At 64.3% G+C, this 23,458-nt stretch carries 19 protein-coding genes; 6 read left to right on the top strand and 13 right to left on the bottom strand.

The annotated features are described in order from the left end of the window. Positions 1 to 12: 12 nt before the first annotated feature. From AC1D0O_RS08180 to AC1D0O_RS08155, 6 genes are all read right to left on the bottom strand, one after another. Positions 13 to 6,189, bottom strand: coding sequence for a hybrid sensor histidine kinase/response regulator (locus tag AC1D0O_RS08180; RefSeq protein WP_477653037.1), 6,177 nt, complete (start codon positions 6,187 to 6,189; stop codon positions 13 to 15). A gap of 72 nt (positions 6,190 to 6,261) precedes the next feature. Continuing rightward, a complete protein-coding gene (locus AC1D0O_RS08175) occupies positions 6,262 to 8,553 on the bottom strand; it encodes a methyl-accepting chemotaxis protein (RefSeq protein ID WP_477653036.1) in 2,292 nt (763 codons plus the stop codon). Positions 8,554 to 8,583: 30 nt separating this feature from the next. Further along, positions 8,584 to 9,114: a chemotaxis protein CheW gene (locus tag AC1D0O_RS08170; RefSeq protein WP_436156479.1), complete on the bottom strand. Its 531-nt coding sequence runs from the start codon at positions 9,112 to 9,114 to the stop codon at positions 8,584 to 8,586. A 21-nt stretch (positions 9,115 to 9,135) separates the two neighbouring features. Next, positions 9,136 to 9,501 (bottom strand): response regulator transcription factor, encoded by a 366-nt coding sequence (locus tag AC1D0O_RS08165; protein ID WP_007864987.1) that lies wholly within the window; start codon positions 9,499 to 9,501, stop codon positions 9,136 to 9,138. Next, positions 9,501 to 9,899 carry a response regulator gene (locus AC1D0O_RS08160; RefSeq protein WP_007864980.1) on the bottom strand — a complete coding sequence of 133 codons (399 nt, stop codon included), beginning with the start codon at positions 9,897 to 9,899 and terminating at the stop codon, positions 9,501 to 9,503. The genes AC1D0O_RS08165 and AC1D0O_RS08160 overlap by 1 nt, the downstream gene beginning before the upstream one ends. A gap of 74 nt (positions 9,900 to 9,973) precedes the next feature. Continuing rightward, positions 9,974 to 10,147 carry a rubredoxin gene (locus AC1D0O_RS08155; protein WP_074576308.1) on the bottom strand — a complete coding sequence of 58 codons (174 nt, stop codon included), beginning with the start codon at positions 10,145 to 10,147 and terminating at the stop codon, positions 9,974 to 9,976. A gap of 82 nt (positions 10,148 to 10,229) precedes the next feature. Here AC1D0O_RS08155 and thiD point away from each other — a divergent pair, with 82 nt between their 5' ends. Together thiD and hemL are read left to right on the top strand one after the other, a co-directional pair. Continuing rightward, positions 10,230 to 11,198 (top strand): bifunctional hydroxymethylpyrimidine kinase/phosphomethylpyrimidine kinase, encoded by a 969-nt coding sequence (thiD, locus tag AC1D0O_RS08150; protein ID WP_477653035.1) that lies wholly within the window; start codon positions 10,230 to 10,232, stop codon positions 11,196 to 11,198. After that, positions 11,179 to 12,513: a glutamate-1-semialdehyde 2,1-aminomutase gene (gene hemL / locus AC1D0O_RS08145; RefSeq protein WP_477653034.1), complete on the top strand. Its 1,335-nt coding sequence runs from the start codon at positions 11,179 to 11,181 to the stop codon at positions 12,511 to 12,513. Before thiD ends, hemL begins: the two co-directional genes overlap by 20 nt. A 151-nt stretch (positions 12,514 to 12,664) precedes the next feature. Here hemL and purH read toward each other — a convergent pair whose 3' ends face one another. From purH to dusB, 3 genes are all read right to left on the bottom strand, one after another. Continuing rightward, entirely contained in the window at positions 12,665 to 14,248 is a 1,584-nt protein-coding gene (gene purH, locus AC1D0O_RS08140) for a bifunctional phosphoribosylaminoimidazolecarboxamide formyltransferase/IMP cyclohydrolase (protein ID WP_477653033.1), read from the bottom strand. A gap of 75 nt (positions 14,249 to 14,323) precedes the next feature. Continuing rightward, the gene (locus tag AC1D0O_RS08135) at positions 14,324 to 14,560 is read right to left on the bottom strand and encodes a Fis family transcriptional regulator (protein WP_007864972.1); all 237 of its coding nucleotides are present in this window, start codon (positions 14,558 to 14,560) and stop codon (positions 14,324 to 14,326) included. Next, the gene (gene dusB / locus AC1D0O_RS08130; protein ID WP_477653032.1) at positions 14,557 to 15,654 is read right to left on the bottom strand and encodes a tRNA dihydrouridine synthase DusB; all 1,098 of its coding nucleotides are present in this window, start codon (positions 15,652 to 15,654) and stop codon (positions 14,557 to 14,559) included. The genes AC1D0O_RS08135 and dusB overlap by 4 nt, the downstream gene beginning before the upstream one ends. A 141-nt stretch (positions 15,655 to 15,795) precedes the next feature. Between dusB and AC1D0O_RS08125 the strand changes: the two genes are divergently transcribed. Then, on the top strand, positions 15,796 to 16,278 hold the full coding sequence (locus AC1D0O_RS08125) for a YqaA family protein (RefSeq protein WP_477653031.1): 483 nt from the start codon (positions 15,796 to 15,798) through the stop codon (positions 16,276 to 16,278). Positions 16,279 to 16,291: 13 nt separating this feature from the next. Here the strand turns inward: AC1D0O_RS08125 and AC1D0O_RS08120 are convergent, their stop codons facing one another. The 3 genes from AC1D0O_RS08120 to ychF form a co-directional block, all read right to left on the bottom strand. Next, complete coding sequence (locus AC1D0O_RS08120) at positions 16,292 to 17,029, bottom strand: rRNA pseudouridine synthase (RefSeq protein WP_477653030.1); 738 nt, start codon at positions 17,027 to 17,029, stop codon at positions 16,292 to 16,294. A gap of 26 nt (positions 17,030 to 17,055) precedes the next feature. Beyond that, positions 17,056 to 17,412, bottom strand: coding sequence for a RidA family protein (locus AC1D0O_RS08115; RefSeq protein ID WP_477653029.1), 357 nt, complete (start codon positions 17,410 to 17,412; stop codon positions 17,056 to 17,058). A gap of 113 nt (positions 17,413 to 17,525) precedes the next feature. After that, positions 17,526 to 18,617, bottom strand: coding sequence for a redox-regulated ATPase YchF (gene ychF, locus AC1D0O_RS08110; protein WP_477653028.1), 1,092 nt, complete (start codon positions 18,615 to 18,617; stop codon positions 17,526 to 17,528). A 64-nt stretch (positions 18,618 to 18,681) separates the two neighbouring features. Between ychF and AC1D0O_RS08105 the strand changes: the two genes are divergently transcribed. Then, positions 18,682 to 20,532, top strand: coding sequence for a sensor domain-containing diguanylate cyclase (locus AC1D0O_RS08105; RefSeq protein WP_477653027.1), 1,851 nt, complete (start codon positions 18,682 to 18,684; stop codon positions 20,530 to 20,532). Here AC1D0O_RS08105 and AC1D0O_RS08100 read toward each other — a convergent pair. Further along, a complete protein-coding gene (locus AC1D0O_RS08100) occupies positions 20,517 to 21,440 on the bottom strand; it encodes an MOSC domain-containing protein (RefSeq protein WP_477653026.1) in 924 nt (307 codons plus the stop codon). The genes AC1D0O_RS08105 and AC1D0O_RS08100 overlap by 16 nt on opposite strands. Before the next feature lie 95 nt (positions 21,441 to 21,535). Between AC1D0O_RS08100 and AC1D0O_RS08095 the strand changes: the two genes are divergently transcribed. Continuing rightward, positions 21,536 to 22,654, top strand: coding sequence for an FAD-dependent monooxygenase (locus AC1D0O_RS08095; protein ID WP_477653025.1), 1,119 nt, complete (start codon positions 21,536 to 21,538; stop codon positions 22,652 to 22,654). Between the two features lie 56 nt (positions 22,655 to 22,710). Continuing rightward, complete coding sequence (locus AC1D0O_RS08090) at positions 22,711 to 23,427, top strand: DsbC family protein (protein ID WP_477653024.1); 717 nt, start codon at positions 22,711 to 22,713, stop codon at positions 23,425 to 23,427. Positions 23,428 to 23,458 lie beyond the last annotated feature (31 nt).

Genomic DNA, 23,458 nt, shown 5'->3' with positions numbered 1-23,458 from the left:
AAGCCTGCAAACTCAGGCGGAGATCGCGGCCTCGGCGGCGCAGTAGTGCCGCACCAGGCTCATCAGCTCTTCTTCGGAGAACGGCTTGCCCAGGTAGTGGTCAACGCCGAGTTCCTTGGCGTGTTCGCGATGCTTTTCAGCGATGCGCGAAGTGATCATGATGATGGGCAGGTTATTCAGGCGCACGTCGGCGCGGATATTGCGCGCCAGGTCGAAGCCGTCCATGCGCGGCATTTCGATGTCCGACAGCACCACCGCCGGCCGCTCTTCCTGCAGGCGCTCAAGGGCCTGCAGGCCGTCGGCCGCCATGGAGACACGGTAGCCTTCGCGTTGCAGCAGGCGCTGCGTGACACGGCGCACCGTGATGGAATCATCGACCACCAGAATCAGCGGAATCTGCGGCGCGGAAGGTATCAAGGCCGGGGCTTTCGCGGCGCCGCCCGCCGCCGTAGCGCCGGCTCCTTCGAGCACATGCGGCTCGGCGCGGTCGGTGCTCCAGGCGCGGGCTTGCTGCCCGTACACCGAAGCCAGCGCGACCGGGTTGTAGATCAGCACAACGGCGCCGGATGCCAGCACGGACATGCCGGCGAGGCCCGGCAGGCGCGACAGCTGCGGCCCGAGATTCTTCACCACAACTTCCTGGTTGCCCAGAACTTCATCGACGTGCAGGGCGATGCGCTGCGCGGCGCTTCGGAAAATCACGACAGGCGTGGTCTTGCCCTGGACTTCGCCGCTGTGGTGCGAAGCTTGCAGCAGGGCGCCCGACCAGAAGAAAGGCATGGATTCGCCGGCGATCTCCATCGTGCCGGTGTTGTAGGCCTGCTGCAGTTCCTTGGCGGACGCGCGGCGCACGGTTTCAACCACGTTGGCGGGCACGCCCACCGAGAGGTTGCCGGCGCGGATCATCACCACCTGCGTCACGGCCGTGGTCAGCGGCAGCACCAGCTTGAAGTGGGTGCCTTTGCCTGTCACGGTGGAAGTTTCAATCCGGCCGCCCAGCGAGTTGACCTCGGAGCGGACCACGTCCATGCCGATGCCGCGGCCGGCCAGTTCGGTCACCTGGGCGGCGGTGGAGAAGCCGGGCATGAAGATCAAGTTGGCGGCGTCGCTGTCTTCCAGGGTCTGGTCCGGCGAGATCATGCCGAGGCTGATTGCTTTTTCGCGGATGCGGCGCAGGTCCAGGCCGGCGCCGTCATCGCTGAAGTCGACTGAAACGTCGTTGCCTTCCTGGCGCAGATGGACGGTGATCAGGCCGACCGGGTCCTTGCCCGCGTTGGTCCGGGTCTCGGTGCTTTCAATGCCGTGGGCCACGCAGTTGCGCAGCAGGTGTTCGAAGGCGGGGGTCATGCGGTCCAGCATGCCGCGGTCCATCTCGATGGTGCCGCCCAGCAGGTCCAGCTTCACCTGTTTGCCGGTTTCCTTGGATGCCTGGCGCACCACGCGGTACAGACGCTCGGAAATGCCTTCAAACTCCACCATGCGCGTGCGCAGCAGGTCGCGCTGCAGCTCGCGGGTCTGGCGGGCCTGGGCGATCAAGTCGTCCTCAGTGGCTTCCACCGTGCGCTGCAAGGTGCGCTGCACGGTCGCCACGTCATTCACGGATTCGGCCATCATGCGCGTCAGTTCCTGCACGCGGGTGAAACGGTCGAACTCGAGCGGGTCGAAACCGGCCTGGGCTTCTTTGGCCTGCGCGAGGCGCGATTGCATCTGGGTTTCGGCCTGCAGTTCGATGTCGCGCAACTGCTGGCGCAAGCGGTTCAAGTTACCGCTCATGTCGTTCAGCGAACCGCGCAGTTGGCTGAGCTCGGCTTCCAGGCGCGAGCGCGTGATCATGACCTCACCGGCCTGGTTGACCATGCGGTCCAGCAGCTGGGAGCGCACGCGTATCGAGGCATTGGCTGCTTGCCGCAAGGGCTGCATGGCCATGGTCTGCGGCGCCGGTACGGAGAGTTTGCGCGAGCCGGAAGGCGCAGCCGCGGCAGCAACCGGCGCGGCGCTTTCCGCCGCCGTTTCAGTAGCGCCGGGCGTGGCGGCAGCTTCGACAGTCGCGGCGGCCGGTTCGGGCTCGGCAGCGGCAAGGGGCGCCAGCACCACGGGCGCGGCGGCAGCCGCCGCATCGGCGTTGCGCAGCGCTTCAAAAGCCGCTTCCATCGCGTCAAAACGGTTGATCAGGGGTTCGAACTCGGCCGAGGCCGCGGCGTCGGAGCCGAGGAACTCAATTTCGGATTCGATCCGGTGCGCCATTTCGCCGAGGCGCAGGGCGCCGGCGAGCCGGGCGCTGCCCTTGAGCGTATGAAGCGCACGCAGCACCTCCATGCGCGCGCCCTGGTTGTCGGGCCGCGCGGACCACTGCCGAAGCGCACCGCCCAGCTGGGGCATCAGTTCGGCGCCTTCTTCTTCAAAAATCGGGAACAGGTCGGGATCGATCGCGTCGACCGCATCGATTTCCTCGTCCTCTTCGTCGCCGAAATTCTGCGCAGCAGGCGCAGCAGGCGTGACCAGCCGCACCGGCGGGGCGACAGCCACCGGCGGCGCGACAAACGCGGCGGGCGGCGGCACAGGCGCGGCCTGCACAGGTACTGGGGCGGGTGCGGGTGCGGGCACTTCGATGACAGGGGCTTCCTCGACGGCCTGCATGAGCACCGGGTCAAATTCCGGTTCGGGCTCAGGCAAGGGAGCGGAGTCCAGGACCGGCTCTTCGGGCGCGAAATCGTAGTCGGAAAAATCGGTGCCGGGCGGCAGGACCGAGTCGGAGAAATCAAGTTGCCTCAAGCGGTCAAGCACGCCGGCATCCGGCTCCTTGAGGAAGCCCGCGGCGAACTGGTGCAGCAGGCGGCGTATATCTTCCGCCGCGTCCACAAAGATCTGGCCGTACTTGGCGGCGCCGTTGCGGTGATGCGCGCGGGATTGCTGCAGTGCCTGCTCCAGTGCGCGGGCCATTTCGGACAGCGCGTCGAAACCGACCGTGGCGGAGCTGCCGGCCAGGGAATGCGCCAGGGCCACGGTGGAGTCGCTAACCGGCTGGTTACGCTCCAGCGACCACTCGCTCACTTCCGTCACCAGCCTGCGCGACCATTCGTCGGCCTCGTTCAGGTAGACGTTGTAGAGCGGGATGCCGATGCGCAAAGTACCTATGACCTTGACCTGCTCATCGCCGCTGCCGTCTGCGGACATGGCGCTGTCGGTCGCTTCCACGCGATCCAGTGCATCCAGCTCCTGGACGGGAACGGGTTCGTCGAAAGCGGGGGCCTGTGCCGCTGCGAGCGGCTGTGCAGGTGCAGAAAGATCGAAATTCAGGTCGGTTGCTACCGGTTCGGCTGCTTCGGCATGGAAATGCTTGTCGAAGTCCGCGTCAGACAGCTCGATGGCTTCGGCCGCGTCCAGTTCCAGCGCCGGGCTGGCATCGGCGGCCACAGGAACACCGGCGTCCGCGGAAATCGCCGACAGGCTTTCGAAGTCGATGCCGGCGATCTCGGCCGCGGGCGCAATCACCGGCTCGGCGGGCTTGGCTGGCGCGGCGGCGTCCAGGTCGTCAAACACCAGGTCAAAGTCCAGGTCGGTCGCGGTCGCCTGCGCTTCGACAGGTGCCGCGCTCGCGGCTACGGGCGTGCCGGCGTCCAGCTCAAAGTCAGGCATGGAGAAAGCCTCGGCGGCGGGCGCAACTTCAACAACGGCTGCAACGGCAGGCACATCCGCAACGCCGGCTTTGGCGGCCGGGACCAGCGGGCTGTAGCGACCTTCGGTGCGCATCGCGTCGGCGCTGGCGCGGAAGGTGGAGGCCGCCCAGGCGCCGTCCTGGTTTGCGGCGATGTCCGCGATCCAGTCGGCGAAACCGCTCATGGCTTCCGAAGACAGGGCCCTGAATTCGTCGGTGGTGGGCTTCTGGTCGGCCAGCCAGGTGTTGAGCATCTGCTCCAGCGACCAAGCGGCTTCACCAAACTCGTTGAGCCCGACCATGCGCGAGCTGCCTTTGAGGGTGTGAAAAGCGCGCCGCAGGACGGTGAGCTGCGAAATGTCGCCTGGATCCGAGGCCAGCGCGGCCAGGGCTTCCTGGCCGTTGCCGATCACTTCGCGCGCTTCCTCCAGGAAAATGTCGCGCAGGTCGTCTTCTTCAAAGTCGTCGGACGCGGCCGGGCTTGCAGGCGCGGCCGGTGCCGGCGCCACGGTGAACGCCAGCGTCGTCATTGCGGTTGCGGCGGCGTCGGCATCGCTTGCGGACACGGCAACAGCGGCGTCACGCGCGGTTTGGGCCAAAGCCGGCTGTTCGGCCAGCGCCGCATGGGTCGCCAGGGCATCGAGCTTGATGGTGAGGTTGGCGTCGGTTTCGCCCTGGCCGGCATCCTGCACCACGGAAATGACTTCCTGGGACAGCATGTCGCTGTTGACGGTAACGGCCGAAGCGGCGCTCGCCGCATTCTGCGCGCGCCCCATCAGCGGCCGGAGCTCGCCTTTTTCGTCGTCGTAGACAAAGAGCTTCTTCGCCAGCGCGGGCTGGTAGTTCAGCATGTCGATCAGGAAGCTCAGGGCACCCAGGTTGTTGCCCAGGTGTTCGAACGTGCCCGCGGCGCGCGCCTGCTGCTCGTCGACTTCGGTGACCAGCATCTGCTCGACGCTGTCGCGCATGCGCAGCACCGCGTGGGAGGCCTGGTCCAGCCCCAGCACGGACAGCACGCCGCGCATCTGCGAGAGCTGCCCGGGAACGGCTTGCAGCGTCACCTTGTCCTGCGGATTGCGGAAGAACACGTCCAGTGATTTTTCAAGCTCGCCCAGCGAGATGCGCAATTCGCCCACCACGCTGCCCATGGTCTGCTTGTCGCTGACGCGCCGGTACAGCTCTTCCATCCAGCCTTCCAGCGGCTGGGGTTGCCCGCCGGCCCTGACGCCTTCCAGACGCTCGGCGAGGTTGGCCGTGCGCACCGCCAGTTGCGGATCGTTGGGGTCCAGGTCGTCAAACGCGGCTTCCAGGTACAGCACCGAAGTGGCCACTTCCATCGCCAGTTCAATGCCCGGGGCATGGCCCGAGCGCACCGTGGTTTCCACGGCCCGGCTCAGGGCCTGCGCCAGCGGCTCGCTGGGCGGATGGAGTTTGAGCAGGGAATCGGTCACCAGGCTGAACTGGTCGCTGACCGTCTTGAATTTATTGGCGTCCCCGGCGGACAGTGACGACCAGGTTTCCTTGGCCGAAGTGATGCGCTTGCGGGCCTGCGCCAGCAGGGCCGGGTCAAAACGCCCGAACTGGACGAGTTCGTAATCGACGGGCTTGAAGCGATTCAGGCCGTAGGCCGAGCGCACGGCCGACAGCACCGGCGTGTCGCTGGCGCGCGCGGAAACCGCCTGCGAGCAGAAAAACAGCAGGTCCTGCGCCAGGCGGTCCGACACACCCGTGTCGCCTTTGGCCAGCGACGCGTACTGCATCAGGATGCGGGAAGCGGCGCGCTTGACATACAGGTCCGAGCCGAGCAGTTCATTGGCGACCGCTTCAAAGTAGGCCGCGGCTATTTTCCAGAAGATACGGGGCTGGCGATCGGCCTGCCGTGCGGCAAATCCAAGGCTGAGTTCCTTGAGGTTTTTAGCGGCCTGCGGCGCTTTGCCCTTCATGACCTGCAGCACCGATTGGTCCAGCACGGCGCGCGCGCTGTCATCGTAGTTGCGCGGTTCGGCCGTGGCCGGGAGTTCGGGCTCCAGCCAGCGCCATTCGAAAGGCCACAGGTCGGCGGGATGGATACGGTCGGCGCGGACCAGTTCCTGCACATCGCGGTATTGGGGAAACAGGGATACGGCCGAAACGCGTTTGTCGGCCAGCACGCCTTCGAGGTATTCCGTCAGCGCGAAGCTGGCCCGTTCAATCTTGCCGGCGGCGTCCTGGTTGCATTGCTCGGGCTGCTGCACAAACTTCTGCACCGCGGCCTCCATCGCGCGCAGCACCAGTGCGGGCCCCGCAAGGCCGACCATCTCGAGCGCACCCACGGCCTGGTGCAGTTGCTGGCGGGCAATCCGCAGCTGGCTGGCATCGATGGCCGTGAGATCGGAACCGCGGGCGGCTTCCGCGTCCCGCACGAAACGCTTGAGCGCCTTGGCAGCGCCGTCCAGCGACTTGCGAAGCTCGTCAAGCACCCATGCGAGGGGGCCTAGATCGTTGACCGCAAGATCGAGCTCGGCAGCGGTTGAGTTCGGGACGTTGGATTGCATAAATGGCGGGCCGGTTCAGGAATCGGTGTCAGAGGCTAAGGCGGCGGTCAGCGCACGACGGGCAAACTGGCATCAGGCGATCTTGAATCGAGACACCGACTGGCGAAGCTCTTCAGCCATGCGGGAAAGATCGCGCACCTGCTGCGCCGTGGAACGGGTACCTTCTCCGGTTTGCTCCGTCACCGCGAAAATGTGCTGGATGTTGCCGGCCACCACGTTGGCCGAAGCGGCTTCGCGTGAGGCGGAGTTGGAAATCTGCTCAATCAGGTCGGCGAGGCGTCGTGACACCTGGTCAATCTCGGTCAGCGCGGTACCCGCGTTATCGGACAGTTTGGCCCCTTCCACCACACCCTGCGTGGAGCGTTCCATAGCGGCCACGGCATCCTGCGTGTCGGTCTGAATGGCTTTCACCAGGGCCGAAATCTGACGCGTCGCATCGGCGGAACGCTCAGCCAGTCGCTGCACTTCTTCCGCAACCACCGAGAAGCCTCGTCCGGCTTCACCGGCTGACGCCGCCTGGATGGCCGCGTTCAGCGCCAGCACGTTGGTCTGTTCGGTAATGTCCGAGATCAGCTCGGTAATTTCACCAATCTCCTGGGACGATTCGCCCAGCCGCTTGATCCGTTTCGAGGTTTCCTGGATCTGGTCGCGGATGGAGTTCATACCGCCGATGGCGTTCTGCACGGCCTGCAGGCCGGATTCCGCGGCGGTCAGCGATTGGCGCGCCACCTGGGATGATTCCTGCGCCTGCGTGGACACCTCATTGATTCGGGACGCCATGTCGAGCACCGACTGGCCGGTTTCACGAATCTCGCGCAGCTGTTCGGTGGACGCCGCCAGCAGCTCGGTGGAGGTGCTTTCCACCTGGGCCGTCGTTTGCGCAACCCGGGTAGCCGTGTTCTGTACGTTACCCACCAGCTGGCGCAACTCCTCCACCGTGTAGTTCACCGAGTCGGCGATAGCGCCGGTAATGTCCTCGGTCACGGTCGCTTCCTGCGTCAGATCGCCTTCAGCCACTGTCTGCAACTCATTCATCAAACGCAAAATGGCGGCCTGGTTGGCGTCGTTGACGCGCTTGGCGTCCTGTTCCTGGCCCTTTGCTTCCTGGCGCTGGGTTTCCGCAACCGCTTGGCGCTGCTGGCTGTCCAGCACCTGCAGACGGGCCAGGCCGCCCGCGCAGAGCAGCGCAAGCGCGGCGGCGCCCGCCAGAATACCCAGCGAAACCACGCTCAGGCCGGTTTGCGAAGACAGCTTGCCCTGCAGATCTTCCAGGCCGCGGCGAAGCGGCTCGCTGTCGGCAATGATGGAGGATTGCGCTTCGCGGGCGGACACCAGGCCCTGCAAGTTGCCCAGAATGGCGCCGGCCTGAACACGCGTCTGCTCATAGAGCGCCATCAGCGCCTCCAGGCGTTCACGGGTCTGCGGGTCCTTGGAGCCGGCCAGGCGCAGTTCGGGGCTGCCCTCCTGCAGGCCCTGGGCGATTTCCTTGAACGAGTTCAAGTCCTTGCCCAGCAGGAACACGGCCTCGGGGCTCACGCCTTCCATGGTCAGGAATTCGTTGGCGGATTTACCGATACGCTGGGTCAACATCACCAGCTGGCCGGAGGCGGAAATTTCCGCCGGAGCCGCATTTTGCTGGAGCTTGAGCGAGGACACGGTTTCGGCGATTTCCAGCAAGTCCGAAGACTGGCGATTGATGGTGCGCAGAGCGTTACCCACCTGGGTCAGGATGTTCTGCTGGCCCATCACGGTTTTGGCGTTCTTTTCGGCACGCTCCATGAAAGGAGTCACCTTTTCCACGTCGGGCTGCAGTTCCTCGCTCACCGGCGCCAGGCGCAGGCTGTCTTCGCCGGCCTTCAGGCCGCGCACGGTCTTGGCCAGCACGTCGGAGCTTTCGCGCACGTCGGGGAAAGCCTGGGCGCTGCCCACCAGCGCCTGCGACACCGATTTCGCCAGTCGCTGCGACTGCATCAGGGACTGGCCGGTCGCCGCCACCTGTTGAGCGATTTTGTCCGCCTGGTTCAGCGCAAGGAAGGTCACCGTACCCAGAACAATCACGAAAACAGCCAGGAAAAACACCAGAAACCGCTGGTGCTGACCCATGGTCTTGCGGCCCAGCATGGGCAGGTACAGGAGCTCGGGGTTGGCGACGGATGCCGATTCTTCGGCCGACGCGATACGGCTGGACCCGAAGGCATCGTCATTGCCGTCCGCACGCCGCGCTGCCGCGGTCTGGAGGGAGGCTTCATCCATGGCGCCGGTTGCCAGCGGGTCCGGCGTGCCGACGGAAGCCATGTCCATGCTGTCCTCGGGCTGGACGGACTTGGTTTTAAACAGCTTCTGGATATTTTCAATTACAGACATGGTGAGCCTTCCGGGGGGAAACAGTGTGCGCTATGCGCCTATCGTCAAAAAATGCGCTTGCTGGGCAAGCAACTGAAGGTTGATTTCCTGCCAGGTTGCACCGTTGAGGTCAACATACTGGTTGCCAAAGAAATCCGGCGCGTCGGGCGCTTTTTCGGAGAAATCGCTGAACGCGTCCTGGTTGCGCAGCCCGGAGAGCTTGTCGATCAGCAGCGCGCAGTTGACCTCCAGGGCGCTGTTGAGCGCCACGAGACGGGAGTCGGTCCGCGCGAGTTCATTTTTGGGAGGCGGCGCCTGGCCGCTCACGTAACTGGCGAGATCCACCACGCCAAACAGGCCGCCCCGCAGATTGGCAACGCCGGCGAACCAGTTTTGCGTGTACGGAACCGGCTGCGTGCTGACCCAGGGGAAAATTTCACCGGACTGGCTCAGCGGAAACAGGTACTTTTTCCCGCCCGCCTCCACGGCCAGCCAGGACGCGGCAACGCCTTGCGTACGCGCAATCTGCAACCTGTCGGCCAGCCGGGTTTGTAGTTCTCTAAGGGCTTGTCTATTCGCCATGCTTTGGTTTTACGCCGTAAATCAGCCGAGGGCCTTGATCTTGGCCATCAGCTCATCCGCATCCACCGGTTTGGTGATGTAGTCGCGGGCGCCCTGGCGCATGCCCCAGACCCGGTCAGTTTCCTGGTTCTTGCTGGTGCACATCATGATGGGAATATCGGAATACAGCGGGTCGCGCGTGATGGCACGCGTGAGCTGGAAGCCGTTCTGGCCCGGCATCACCACATCCATGAGGATCAGCTCGGGTTTGTCTTCTGCGAGGCGCCGGAACGCATCTTCAGCATTTTCAGCAGTTTTGACCGTGAAACCATTCTTGACCAGCAGATCGGTCAGAAACATCAATTCGGTTTTGGAGTCGTCAACTACCAGTATTTTCTTGATTGCCATCACACTACTCCTTGTTTGGCGCTGCCCAGTTCCTGAACGGTCTGCAGCAGCTGATCTTTGGTAAAAGGCTTGGTCAGGTAGTCTTGCGACCCCACCATGCGACCGCGCGCCTTGTCGAACACGCCGTCCTTGGAGGACAGCATCACAATGGGAACGTTAGAGAACTTCACATTGCGCTTGATAATCGCACAGGTTTGATAGCCGTCGAGGCGCGGCATCAAGATGTCGCAAAAAATCAGATGGGGCTCGTAGTCGTTGACCTTGGAAAGGGCGTCGAACCCATCCTCGGCCAGCAACACTTCATGCCCGCCCTGCTTCAGAAATATCTCGGCGCTACGCCGGATGGTATTGCTGTCATCGATGACCAAAACCTTCAGTCCGGAACTGGGAATGCTCACTGCCTATGCTCCTCATGTTGCAGGCGCCGGCGGTTGGCGCCGGTCTGCGATTGTCCAGGCTGGTAGCCGGGCACTTAGATCTGAACCATTTCAAAGTCTTCCTTGCGCGCCCCACATTCGGGGCAGGTCCAGTTCATGGGCACTTGGGCCCATGGCGTCCCGGGTGCAATGCCATGTTCGGGCGCGCCGGCAGCTTCGTCATAAATCCAGCCACAAATTAAACACATCCACGTCGTTGATTGAGTCACAGCTTAAGTTGCCTTCGAATAGAATGCAACAATTGTATCGAGGCGGCGTTGCTTATTCGCGTACAAGGCAAAATCGCAGCCTATGGCAAACCCCAAAACACCTCAACTGGACAGCCGACAGCTCCAAATCGAGGACACCGACGCATCACCGGCCTGCGTCATGACATTCAATGCCAACGACCCCAGCGGAGCCGGCGGGTTGACAGCGGATATCGCCTCCATCACCTCGGCCGGCGCCCACGCACTGGCGGTTGTAACAGGCGCCTATGTGCGCGACACGGCCGAGATCTTCGATCACTTCGCCTTCGATGAAGAGGCTGTAACAGACCAGGCCCGCTCCGCGCTCGAAGACATGCCGGTCTCGGCCATCAAGGTCGGCTTCGTCGGCAGTCCCGAAAACATTTCCACCATCGCCGAAATCGCCTCGGATTATGCCGATGTGCCGCTGATCGCCTACATGCCCAACCTTTCCTGGTGGGAAGAAAGCGAAATCGACAGCTACCTGGACGCCTTTCGCGAGCTCATGCTGCCGCAAACCACGGTGTTGGTCGGCAACCACAGCAGCCTGTGGCGCTGGCTGCTTCCCGACTGGCCCGGCGAGCGCAACCCCACCGCCCGCGACATTGCCAAAGCCGCCGCCGACCTGGGCGTGCCCTACACCCTTGTCACAGGCATCCCCATGCCCGAGCAGTTCATCGACAACGTGCTGGCCACGCCGCAAGCGGTGCTCTACAGCGAGCGCTTCGAGCGCTTCGAGGCGGTTTTTGCCGGCGCCGGCGACACCCTGTCCGCCGCCCTCTGCGCCCTGCTGGCCAACGGCCACGACCTGCAAGCGGCCACCGCCGAAGCCCTGACCTTCCTGGACCACAGCCTGGACGCCGGCTTTCATCCCGGCATGGGCAACATCGTGCCGGACCGCCTGTTCTGGGCGCAGGCCGACGTCGACCCGGAAGATGAATCCGGGGAAGAAGCGGGCGATGCCAACGACGACGTCGAGCTGACGTCCAAACCCTCTCTTGACCTGCCCCCCAATGGAACAACCAAACACTAAGCCGCCCGCCGCTTCCCAGACAGTCTCCCGCAACGACGCCCTCTTTGAACGCGCCAAAAAACTGATCCCCGGCGGGGTCAATTCCCCGGTCCGGGCCTTCAAGGCCGTGGGCGGCACACCGCGCTTCGTGCAGCGCGCGCAAGGCGCTTATTTCTGGGATGCCGACGGCAAGCGCTACATCGACTACATCGGCTCCTGGGGCCCCATGATCCTGGGCCACGGCCACCCGGCGGTGCTCGAGGCCGTGCAAAAGGCCGCGCTGGAGGGCTTTTCCTACGGCGCGCCCACAGAACGCGAGGTCGAGCTGGCCGAGGAAATCGTGCGGCTGGTGCCCTCGCTCGAAATGGTGCGGCTGGTGAGTTCAGGCACCGAAGCGGCCATGAGCGCCATCCGCCTGGCGCGCGGCGCCACCGGGCGCAGCAAGATCATCAAGTTCGAGGGCTGCTACCACGGCCATGCCGACGCCCTGCTGGTCAAGGCAGGTTCCGGCCTGGCCACCTTCGGTAACCCGACCAGCGCCGGCGTGCCGCCCGAAGTGGTGCAGCACACCCTGGTGCTCGAATACAACCACATCGCCCAGCTCGAAGAAGCTTTTGCCCTGCACGGCAAGGACATCGCCTGCCTGATGATCGAACCCATCGCCGGCAACATGAATTTCGTGCGCGCCAGCCTGCCCTTCATGAAGCGCTGCCGCGAACTGTGCACGCAGCATGGCGCGCTGCTGGTGTTCGACGAGGTCATGACCGGTTTTCGCGTGGCCCTGGGCGGCGCGCAAAGCGTTTATGCCCGCGGCATTCCCGGCTTCAAGCCCGACATGACGGTCATGGGCAAGGTCATTGGCGGCGGCATGCCGCTGGCGGCCTTTGGCGGCACCCGCGCCGTGATGGAACAACTAGCGCCCCTGGGCCCGGTCTACCAGGCCGGCACGCTCTCCGGCAACCCGGTTGCCACCGCCTGCGGCCTGGCAACCTTGCGTGAGATCTCCAAACCGGGTTTTTACGAAGCCCTGGGCGAGCGCACGCGCAGCCTGGTCGCCGGCCTCACGCAGGCGGCCGCCAAAGCCGGCGTGCCGTTTTGCGGCGACAGCGAAGGCGGCATGTTCGGCTTTTTCCTGCTGGGGCAATTGCCGCAGAACTACGCCACGGTGATGACCACCGACGGGCCGTCGTTCAATCGCTTCTTCCATGCGATGTTGGACAGCGGGGTTTATTACGCGCCTGCGTTATATGAAGCCGGGTTTGTCAGCTCGGCTCACACTGCTGGGGATATTGAGGCTACTGTTGAGGCGGCAGCCAGGTTTTTTGCTGCTTCCTAGCGGTTGGGTTCTCTGCTTGGTTCTGCTGGCCGGGGATTGCCCGGCAGCAAGTAACTTTCTTTTGCTTCGCCAAAAGAAAGTGAGTCGCATGCCGGGCGACCCCGGCCAGCAACCCTCAGCAACGAGCGCGCCGCCGGAGCAAGACCCCAGCCTAGTGCCTGAAGTGCCGAACTCCAGTCAGCACCATCACCACTTCCCGCTCATCGGCGGCAGCAATCACCTCATCATCCCGCATACTCCCGCCGGGCTGAATCACGCAAGTCGCACCAGCGTCCACCACCACATCGAGGCCGTCGCGGAACGGGAAGAAGGCGTCGCTCGCAACCGCTGAGCCCTGCAGGGTCAGGCCGCCATTGGCGGCCTTGATGGAGGCGATGCGGGCCGAATCGATGCGGCTCATCTGGCCGGCGCCCACACCCAAGGTCATGCCGTCGGCGCAGAACACGATGGCGTTGGATTTGACGTATTTCGCGACTTTCCAGGCAAACAGCATGTCGTGCAGCTGCTCCTGCGTGGGCTGCAGCTTGCTGACGACCTTGAGGTCGCCGATGGCCAGTTCGTGGTTGTCGGCGGTCTGCATCAAAAGGCCCGAGCCCACGCGTTTGACGTCCATCAGGTTGCGGCCCTGCGTCCAGGCGGTGTCGCCGCCGGGCGGCAGGTCGATCTGCAGGATGCGCACATTGACCTTGCTCTTGAAGACTTCCAGCGCCTCGGGCGTGAAGGCCGGCGCCATCAGCACCTCGACAAACTGTTTGGAGATTTGCTGCGCCGCGCGTTCGTCAAGCGGGCAGTTCAGGGCGATGATGCCGCCGAAGGCCGAGGTCGGGTCGGTCTTGAAGGCTTTGCCGTAGGCCTCCAGGCCGTCCTTGCCGACAGCCACGCCACAGGGATTGGCGTGCTTGACGATCACGCAGGCGGCGCCGTCCTTGATCAGGTCGAAGCTCTTGACGCATTCCCAGGCGGCGTCGGCGTCGGCGATGTTGTTGTACGAGAGTTCCTTGCCCTGCAGTTGCTTGGCCGTCACCAGCGAGCCGGGCGCGGGGTAAAGGTCGCGGTACAGCGCGGCCTGCTGGTGCGAGTTTTCGCCGTAGCGCAGGTCCTGCACCTTGACGAAGCGGCCGTTGGCCTGGCCGGGGAACATGCCGTGGCTGCCGTCGGCCTGGATGCCGGAGAGGTAGTCGCTGATGGCGCCGTCGTACTGGCTGATGCGGTTGAACGCGGCCACCGACAGGGCGAACTTGGTCTTGTCACTGAGCTTGCCGCCGGCTTTCAGTTCATCGAGCACGCCCGCGTACTGCGAGGCGTCGGTCAGCACGCCGACGTCCTTCCAGTTCTTGGCGGCGGAGCGCACCATGGCCGGGCCGCCGATGTCGATGTTCTCGATCGCGTCTTCCAGCGTGCAGCCGGGCTTGGCGACGGTGGATTCAAACGGATAGAGGTTGACCACCAGCAGGTCTATGGTGTCTATGCCGTGGGTTTTGAGCGCCGTCATGTGTTCGGGCACATCGCGCCGGGCCAGCAGGCCGCCGTGGATCTTGGGGTGCAGCGTCTTGACGCGGCCATCCAGCATTTCAGGAAAGCCGGTGTGGTCGGCGACTTCGGTCACCGGCAGGCCGGCGTCGGCCAGCAGCTTGGCCGTGCCGCCGGTGGACAGCAGCTTGATGCCCAGGGCGTGCAGCGCCTGCGCGAATTCGAGGATGCCGGTTTTGTCGGAAACGGAAATCAGTGCGTTCATGGTGGTGTTCTCAAAAGCCCACAAGGGAGCCGGTTCAAAAGTCCGATGGATGCCGGAAGGCCGGACGGGAAATTGTTATTTGATGAGCTTGTGCTCGACCAGCTTCTTGCGCAGGGTGTTGCGGTTCAGGCCCAGCCATTCGGCGGCGCGCGACTGGTTCTGCTCGGCATGTTGCATGACGACCTCCAGCAGCGGCTTTTCGACCACCTTGACCATCATGTCATACATGCCGTCGGGCTCGGTGCCGCGCAGGTCCTTGAAATAGCCTTCCAGGCTGGTGCGTACGCACTCTTCGATGTGTTTCTTGCTCATGCAGCAGCTTCTTCCTGATTTTCCTGATTTTTATCTTTGTTCGCCCGTGCCTGCCCCGGCACGCCCTCTTCGTTCTCTTCGCCGTCTTCGGCGGCACTGGCCGGAATCCGGTCCATGTGCTCGCCCAGCCCCTCAAAAAAACCACTGACCGCGCGCAGTTGCGCTTCGCAGTCTTCCAGCAAGTTCATGCGCGCGCGAAAGGCCTCGCCGCCGGGCAAGGTCTTCACATACCAGCCGATGTGCTTGCGCGCCGTGCGCACGCCGGTGAACTCACCGTACAAGTCGTAATGGTCGCGCAAATGGTCGACCAGCAGACGCTCGACTTCGGCCACCAGAGGCGGCGCAAGATGCGTGCCTGTGGCCAGGAAATGCGCCACTTCGCGGAAAATCCAGGGCCGGCCCTGGGCCGCGCGGCCAATCATCACGGCGTCGGCGCCGGTGTAAGCCAACACGTCGCGGGCTTTCTCGGGGCTGCTGATGTCGCCGTTGGCCACCACCGGAATGCGCAGGGCGGCCTTGACGGCGGCGATAGTGTCGTATTCGGCCGCACCTTTGTAGCCCTGCTCGCGCGTGCGGCCGTGCACGGTGACCATCTGCACGCCGGCGCTTTCGGCGGCGCGCGCGATCGCCAGCGCGTTCTTTTCGGCTTGGCACCAGCCGGTGCGCATCTTGAGCGTGACGGGGACATTGCGCGGCGCGCATGCGGCGACCACGGCATCAACGATCTGCAGCGCCAGGGTTTCGTCCTGCATCAGCGCCGAGCCGGCCCATTTGTTGCAGACCTTCTTGGCCGGGCAGCCCATGTTGATGTCGATGATCTGTGCGCCGCGGTCTATGTTGTAGGCCGCGGCCTCGGCCATCATCTGCGCGTCGGTGCCGGCGATCTGCACGGCGATGGGCGCGGCCTCGCCTTCATGGTTGGCGCGGCGCGAAGTCTTCAGGCTGTCCCACAGGTCCTTGCGCGAGGTCACCATCTCGCTGACGGCGTATCCCGCACCCAGCTTTTTGCTGAGCTGGCGAAACGGCCGGTCGGTCACGCCGGCCATGGGCGCGACAAACAGGTTGTTTGCCAGAGCATAGGGGCCGATGTTCATGGGAAGGGTGGCTGGGGCTTGCTGAAAAAGGAGGCACGATTGTACCTGCCCAAAATTTCAGCAATTGAAATCCGCACATGGACTTGTAAGCATCTTGCTGACAAGGTCGGCCGCCCGTCCTGCCTATACTCGAATGCATATATGGAAGCCTGGATTCACCGCCTGATAGAACTTTTGGCCTTGCCCGAATACGGCCTGAGCACGGTGTTCCTGGTGTCTTTCATTTCGGCCACCTTGCTGCCGCTGGGCTCGGAACCCGTGGTCTTCGGCCTGGTCAAACTCAACCCTGCGATGTTCTGGCCGGCCGTGCTGGTCGCCACCGCGGGCAACACGCTGGGTGGCGCGCTCGACTGGTGGATGGGCTATGGCGCCCACAAGGTGGTGGATAAATACCAGCATTCATCACACCACGGCCGTGCCGTGCGCTGGCTGGAAAAGCTTGGCCCCAAAGCCTGCTTGCTGGCCTGGCTGCCGGTGGTGGGCGACCCGCTGTGCGCGGTGGCGGGCTGGCTCAAGTTCCCGTTCTGGCCCTGCCTGGCCTATATGGCGGTCGGAAAATTCGCGCGTTATTTTTTGATGACGGGCAGCCTGATCTGGGCATTTCCCGGCGTCGTGACCGGCTAGAAAACCAGAAGGATCAGAAGCGTTCGTGCGGCAGCAGGTAACGCCACTGGCCGGGCTGCAACTGGCTCATCGCGACGCGGCCTATGCGCAACCGCTTCATGCCCTCGACCTTCAGGCCCACGCTCTCGCACATGTAGGCGATCTGCCCCGGCACCTCGCCCTTGAGGGCAAAACGCAAACGCGTTTCGCTTTGCCAGCTGACCTTGGCCGGCGGCAGCAGTATGCCCTTGTGGGTGAAACCGTGGTCCACGCGGTTGAGCCGATCCAGGCCGCCGGGCTTGATGTCGCCGCTGACGTCGACGACGACCTCATGCTCCATCACACGCGCATCTTCGCGCAGCTTGCGCGTCACGCGCCAGTCCTGTGTCAGCACCACCAGCCCGCTGGCCGGCGTGGCCAGCGGCGTCACCAGCTCCACGGACGAAAAATGTTTTTTCAACGGGCGGATGCCTGAACTGTCACCGGATGAGCGCGTGGCGGCCGACAGCAAGGGGGCCAGGGAGGCCGCCCCGCCGTCTGGTCCGGCCTCATAGCCTGCGGGCTTGTGCAGCAGCAAAGTCACCGGCACCAGCGCCAGCAGGCTGGCGTCCTTGTCGACGGTGATGGCCTGGTCGAGCACACGGAACTGCGGCTCTTCAATCACCACGCCGTCGACGCTGACCCAGCCGCCCTCGATGTATTGCTCGGCCTCGCGGCGCGAGCAGGCCAGCATTTCGGCCAGGCGCTTGGCGAGGCGAACAGGTTCTGTCATCGCGGCGGGCCGGCGTTAAGGAGCGATCAGCTTTGCGCCGCCACCACGCCGATTTCCACGTGGTACTTGGCAGCCGCCAGGCGCGGGCTCATGACCGTGGCGCGCGCCGGCGTGGCGCCGGGCACCACCCAGGCTTCCCAGGCGCGGTTCATGTCGGCGAAGCTGTCCATGTCGGTCAGCCAGATGGTGGCGCTCAGCAGGCGCGACTTGTCGCTCCCGGCGGCGGCCAGCAAACGGTCGATGTTGGCCAGGATGCTGCGGGTCTCTTCGTACACGCCGGCGCCGGCGTCATCGCCGGCCACCTGGCCTGCGAGGTAAACGGTTTTGTTGTGGATGACGGCCTGGGACATGCGTGGGCCGGTTTCGATGCGCTGGATGGACATGGTGTTCTCTTTCAAAACGTGTGTGTTAACGGGGACGATATCTCAAACAGCCGCAGCCCATGATGCGCGGGCCTGGCCCGGGAGGCCCGGGACAAGCCGGGGTGCGCCGTAACTCAGCTGCTGAACAGGAAGTTCATCACGTCGCCATCCTTGACGACGTATTCCTTGCCTTCGCTGCGCATCTTGCCGGCATCCTTGGCGCCCTGCTCACCCTTGTAGCTGATGTAGTCGGCAAAGGCGATGGTCTGGGCGCGGATGTAGCCTTTTTCGAAATCGGTGTGGATCACGCCTGCGGCCTGCGGGCCGGTGTCGCCCACGTGGATGGTCCAGGCGCGCACTTCCTTGACGCCCGCGGTGAAATAGGTCTGCAAGCCCAGCAGCTTGTAGGCCGCCAGGATCAGGCGGTTCAGGCCCGGCTCGTCCTGGCCGATCTCGGCGAGGAACATCTTCTTGTCTTCCTCTTCCATGTCGGCCATTTCGGCCTCCATCTTGGCGCAGATCGCGACCACCGGCGCCTTCTGGGCGTCGGCGTAGGCTTTCAGGCGGTCCAGCAGCGGGTTGTTGTCGAAGCCGTCTTCGGCCACGTTGGCCACGAACATGGCGGGTTTGGCGGTGATCAGGAAAAACTGCGTCAGCAGCGGCAGCTCTTCCTTGCTGAACTCCAGGGTGCGCACCGGCTTGCCCTCGTTGAGGGCGGCCTGGCATTTCTCGAGGATGGTGACCAGCTTGGCGGACTCCTTGTCGCCGGAGCGCGCCGTCTTGGTCACGCGGTGCAGAGCTTTTTCGACGGCGGCCAGGTCGGCCAGGCAGAGTTCGGTCTGGATGACTTCGATGTCGGAGATCGGGTCCACCTTGCCGGCGACGTGGATCACGTTGTCGTCTTCAAAACAACGCACCACGTTGATCGTGGCGTCGGTTTCGCGGATGTGGGCGAGGAATTTGTTGCCCAGGCCTTCGCCCGTGCTGGCGCCCGCCACCAGGCCGGCGATGTCCACAAACTCGACGATGGCCGGAACAATGCGTTCGGGCTTGACGATCTCCGCCAATTGGGCCAACCTCGGATCAGGCACTTCCACGATGCCGACATTCGGCTCAATCGTGCAAAAGGGGTAGTTTTCAGCCGCGATCCCCGCTTTGGTCAGCGCATTAAAAAGGGTGGATTTTCCGACGTTAGGCAAGCCTACAATGCCGCACTTCAAACTCATGAGAAACCTTCAAAAACAGGCTGAGAAGTGTATTCGATGCGCGCCCGGCCGGGGTTGGGAGACTTTGCGGCAGGTATTCGCCACCCTTTTGCTGGGCGGGTCTTTGCTATTGCAGGCCGGGCCGGCGCAGGCCCAGCCGGTGCTGGCACTGGACGACGCGAATCCCGTCACGGACGCGCGCGCCGACGCCCAGAGCTGGATAGACGCGGAAGGCCAGGCCGGCATTGAGCAGGTGGCGGCCGCCAAGGGCGGCCCGGCCTTCGCACCCGCCGCGGCCGACACCATTTATTCGCTGGGCCCGCGCGCGGCGCTGTGGCTGCATTACCGGGTCGCCAAATCATCGGGCTCACGCCAGGACTGGCTGCTGGCCTTTCCCCTGCCCCTGCTGGACCTGGCGACGGTGTATCAGCGCACGGCCGCAGGCGCCTGGACTTCCCAGACTGCCGGGGACACTGTGGCGGTTTCCAGCTGGCCCGAGCCCGGCCGCTACGGGCAGTTCGAACTCAAGCTGCCGGACAACGGCGTGCACGACGTCTACGTGCGCATTCAGCACCAGACAGAAGTCAGCATTCCGGTGCGGATCAGCACCCGCAACTACCAGGCGCAGCGCCTGCAACTGGAATACCTGGCCATCGGCGTGGTGTTCGGCGCGCTGGTGCTGCTGATCATTGCCTGCGTCGTCCAGAGCTGGGTCTACCGCGACCGGGCCTACGGCTGGTATTCCGTGTACGCGGTCATCATGGCCCTCGTCGTGGCGGCGTGGACGGGCGTGGCAGGGCATTTTCTCTGGGGTAGTTTCAGCACCTGGAACAACATGGCCCAGGGCTTCCTGGCCATTCTGGGCGGCGGCTCGGCGCTGCTGGTTGTGCATCACCTCTGCGGTACCGGTTCACGCCACAAGTGGTTTGAGCGGCTCGCCTATCGGACCGGCATGGCCGGGGTGCCGCTGGCGATGGCTTACCTTTTTATGGAGCGCGGCCTGGGCGTGGCCCTTCTCGGCGCTTACCTGGTTGTCGTTGTCGCGCTGGGAACAAGCCGGGCCTACATGACGTGGCGACGCCAGGACGTCGTGGGCTTCTGGGTACTGGCGGCTTTCTCTCCGCTGGGGCTGGTCACGCTCCTCATCGTCACTAGCATCCTCGGCCTTTTTTCGATTTCGTGGCTGTATCACTACGGCCTGATGGCGGCGCTGACCATCGAGGTGCCGCTGCTGCTGGTCGCGCTGAACACGCGTTCACACGAGCGCCACGCGGTGGAAGCGCGCGAGCAGGCCATGTCCAGCCAAGACGCCCTCACCGGCCTTCTCGCCGCGCACCTTTTCCACGACCGCTTCAAGCAGGTTGTGGGACGGGCGCAGCGCCACAAGGAGCCCGCCGCCGTGGTGTACATCGAACTGGTCAACTACCGCTACATCAAGAAAACCTGGGGCACGGCAGTGGCCGAGCAAAGCCTGCTGCGAAGCGTCATCAAGCTGCGCCGGCTGCTGCGCGATGTCAACACCGTGGGGCGTATCGATGAAGCGCGTTTCGGCCTGATTCTTGAAGGTGTTTCGTCGCGCGCACCCGTCACAGACCTGTCGGCGCGCCTGATCGCGGCCGGGCTCATGCCGCTCAAGGGCCTCAAGCCGGAGGTGGTTTTGCAATTCCATGTCGCGGGCGTGGTGCTGAGCGAGCGCCTTGGCAGCCACGAAGAAATTTCCACGGCCCTGGCCGACCTGCTGCACAGCATGGCGGCGCGCACCCGCCGGCCCATCCGCTTTCTCGAGCCGGAGTCGACACACCCCATGCCGCTGGACACGGAATCAACGCTGGACAGCCTCTCCAGCGGCCCGCAGGCACCGCAGACACTCCATGCACCCGTGCAGGCGCACGCCCCGCCGCCGCTGCGGGCGGTCAAAAGTCATTCAAACCGGTAGTTGGCGCCCACGGCCTGGCCCACCTTGAGCTGGTGGTCCACGCCGGCCAGCACGATGGCGTTCATGCCGAAGGTCAGCGCGCCGTTGACGCGCGGATCCTGCCGGTAGGTCTGCAGCATGTCATTCACCTCAGGGCTGCTGGTCGCGGTGGCCGGGTCGATATTGGGAATCGGGCAGCGCGGGCAGGGTTTGACCGGTTTGAGCTGCGCGGGGCCCTGCTCCGTCGTGATCTGCAGCAGGTCGACGCGGTCCTCGTCATGCGGCGCCAGGCCGTCGGCTCCCGGCGCGTCGCCCAGCACGAGGTTGGGGCGAAAACGCTCCATGCCCACCGGCGCCACACCCGCGGCCGCCAGTTTTTCATTGAATTGCGCCAGCGAGGCTTCGCTGAGCACCAGCAGCGAATAACCGTCGCTGAACTGGTTGAGCGCTTCCAGGCCGCCGGTCCACTCGGTGTTGCAGACGCGCTTGTGCTCGGGGTCGAAGCGCACCAGGCGCGCCGTCTGCCCCAGGAAGTCGGTGAACCACTGGGCGGCGATGGGGCCCATGTCGTAGGCCTGGACTTCATCCTTCCAGACCCTCACGCGCACCGGCTCTTCCACCTGGTCCAGGGCAATGTGCAGGGCGAGCATGCCGGGGGCGCGCAGGATCATGTCGTGGTGCCTGAGCTGCGGCTTGATCAGCGCCATGCGCGGCAATTCGCGCTGCGTGAGAAAGCTGCCCTTGTCGTCCACCACCATCCAGGCACGGTCGAACTCCAGCCCGGTCTCGGTCAGCAGGACATCCTGCACCTGCACGCCGGCGCAGGATTTGACCGGATACACATACAGGCGCGAGATCACCGCGTTGAGGTCGAAAGCGGTGCCGGCCGTTTCGGCGGCTGCGGGGATGTCGTTCAATGCGTGGCTCACGTCGTCAAATCCTTGTGAATGCGGGGAAGCGCGGGAAAACATGGAAAAAGGGCCGGCCCGAAAGGCCGATTTTGCACTGCCTTCTAGAATGAGGCATGTCCAAGACCTTTGATGTCTGTATTCGCGGCGACGGCGTGGTGGGCCGCACGCTGGCCCTGCTGCTGGCGCGCGAACGTCTGCGCGTGGCGCTGGTCACCCGCCCCGAAAAAGCCGCGGGCGCGCAAGCTGCCGATGTACGTGCTTACGCGCTGAATAGCGCCTCGCGCGGCGTGCTGGAGGCCCTGCGCGCCTGGCCCGAGCCGGCCTTCGCCACACCCGTGCTCGAAATGCAGGTCTGGGGCGACGACGGCGGCAAGCTCGATTTCACCGCCCACAGCGTGGGCCAGGAGGCGCTGGCCTGGATCGTTGACGTCCCCGCGCTGGAGCAGCAGCTGGCCCAGGCGGTGCGCTACCAGCCGCAGATTGAAACCGTGACCGAGCCAGCCAAGGCCGCGCTCCAGGTGATCTGCGAAGGCCGGGCAAGCGCCAGCCGCGACGAGCTAGGGCAGCAGCGACCTGTCAATTGGACGGTCAAGCCCTATCCGCAGAAAGCCATTGCCGCCCGCCTGGAATTGGAAAATCCCCACGGCGGCGTGGCGCGCCAGTGGTTTGCGGGCGGCGATATCCTGGCGCTCCTGCCTTTATCCGGCGCCCAGGGGAACTTGGCGGCGCTGGTATGGTCAGTCTCTGTGGAACGCGCCGGCGCGCTGGAGAAACTGCCGCCTGAGGAGTTCTGCAAGGCCCTGCAGGCATTGTGCGGCCCCGAAACCGGCGGCCTGCGGCTGACCAGCGAGCGGGCGAGTTGGCCGCTGGCCCTGTCCAGCGCCGGCCATTGGGTGGGCCCGGGCTGGGCCCTGGCAGGCGATGCGGCGCACACGGTGCACCCGCTGGCGGGCCAGGGCCTGAACCTGGGCCTGGCCGATGCGGCCTGCCTGGCCGGCGTGCTGGCGCAGCGCGAGTACTGGCGCGGGCTGGGCGACGAAAAACTGCTGCGCCGCTACGAAAGAGCCCGCAGGGCCGACGTGGCGGCCATGGGCGCGGTGACCGACGGCTTGCACGGGCTGTTCGCGCAAACCGACGGGCGCTGGCAGGCTTTGCGCAATTGGGGTATGAAGGGCTTTGAACGCAGCGGTTTCCTGAAAAACTGGCTGACGCGGCAAGCCGCGGGTTTATGAATAATTGAGTTTGTGAAATGGGCCGGCCGAAAAATGCCGAAACACCGGGAATAACCATGAGATTTCTGAAAGCTGTCACCGTTCTGGGCCTGCTGGCCTGCAGCCTGGGTTCCGCGTTCGCGCAGGAAGCCGCGATTCGCAAAAACCTGGCGGAAAGAATGCCCGCTTTCGCCAAGATCGATGAGGTCAGCAAGACGCCCATCAACGGCCTCTACGAAATCCGGATCAACGAGAGCGATATTTTTTACACCGACGCCGAAGGCAACTTCCTGATCCAGGGCAACCTGATCGACGTGCGTGCCAAACGCAACCTCACCGAAGAGCGCGTGGAAAAACTCAGCGCCATCGACTTTTCCGCCCTGCCCATCAAGGATGCCTTCACCGTCGTGCGCGGCAACGGCAAGCGCAAGCTGGCGGTGTTTGAGGACCCCAATTGCGGTTATTGCAAACGCTTCGAGCGCGACCTGCAAAAAGTCAACGACGTCACGGTGTACATGTTTCTCTTCCCCATCCTGAGCGCGGATTCCACCGACAAGGCAAAAAACATCTGGTGTGCCAAGGACCAGGGCAAAGCCTGGCTTGACCTGATGGTGCGCGACCAGGCGGTCGCAAAGGGCAACTGCGACACCTCGGTGCTGGACCGCAACCTGGCCCTGGGCAGGAAACACAAGATCACCGGCACGCCCACCCTGTTTTTTGAAGACGGCTCCCGCATCCCCGGCGCGATCAACGCGCAGCAGGTCGAGCAGCAACTGGCTGCCGCCAAGCGCTAAAACGGCCGGGCCCGGACCTGGGGTATTCTGT

This window comes from Polaromonas sp. P1_F2 (genome assembly GCF_056405735.1).
The sequence above is the reverse complement of the archived record's forward strand: the minus strand, read 5'-3'. Positions and strand labels throughout refer to the sequence as shown.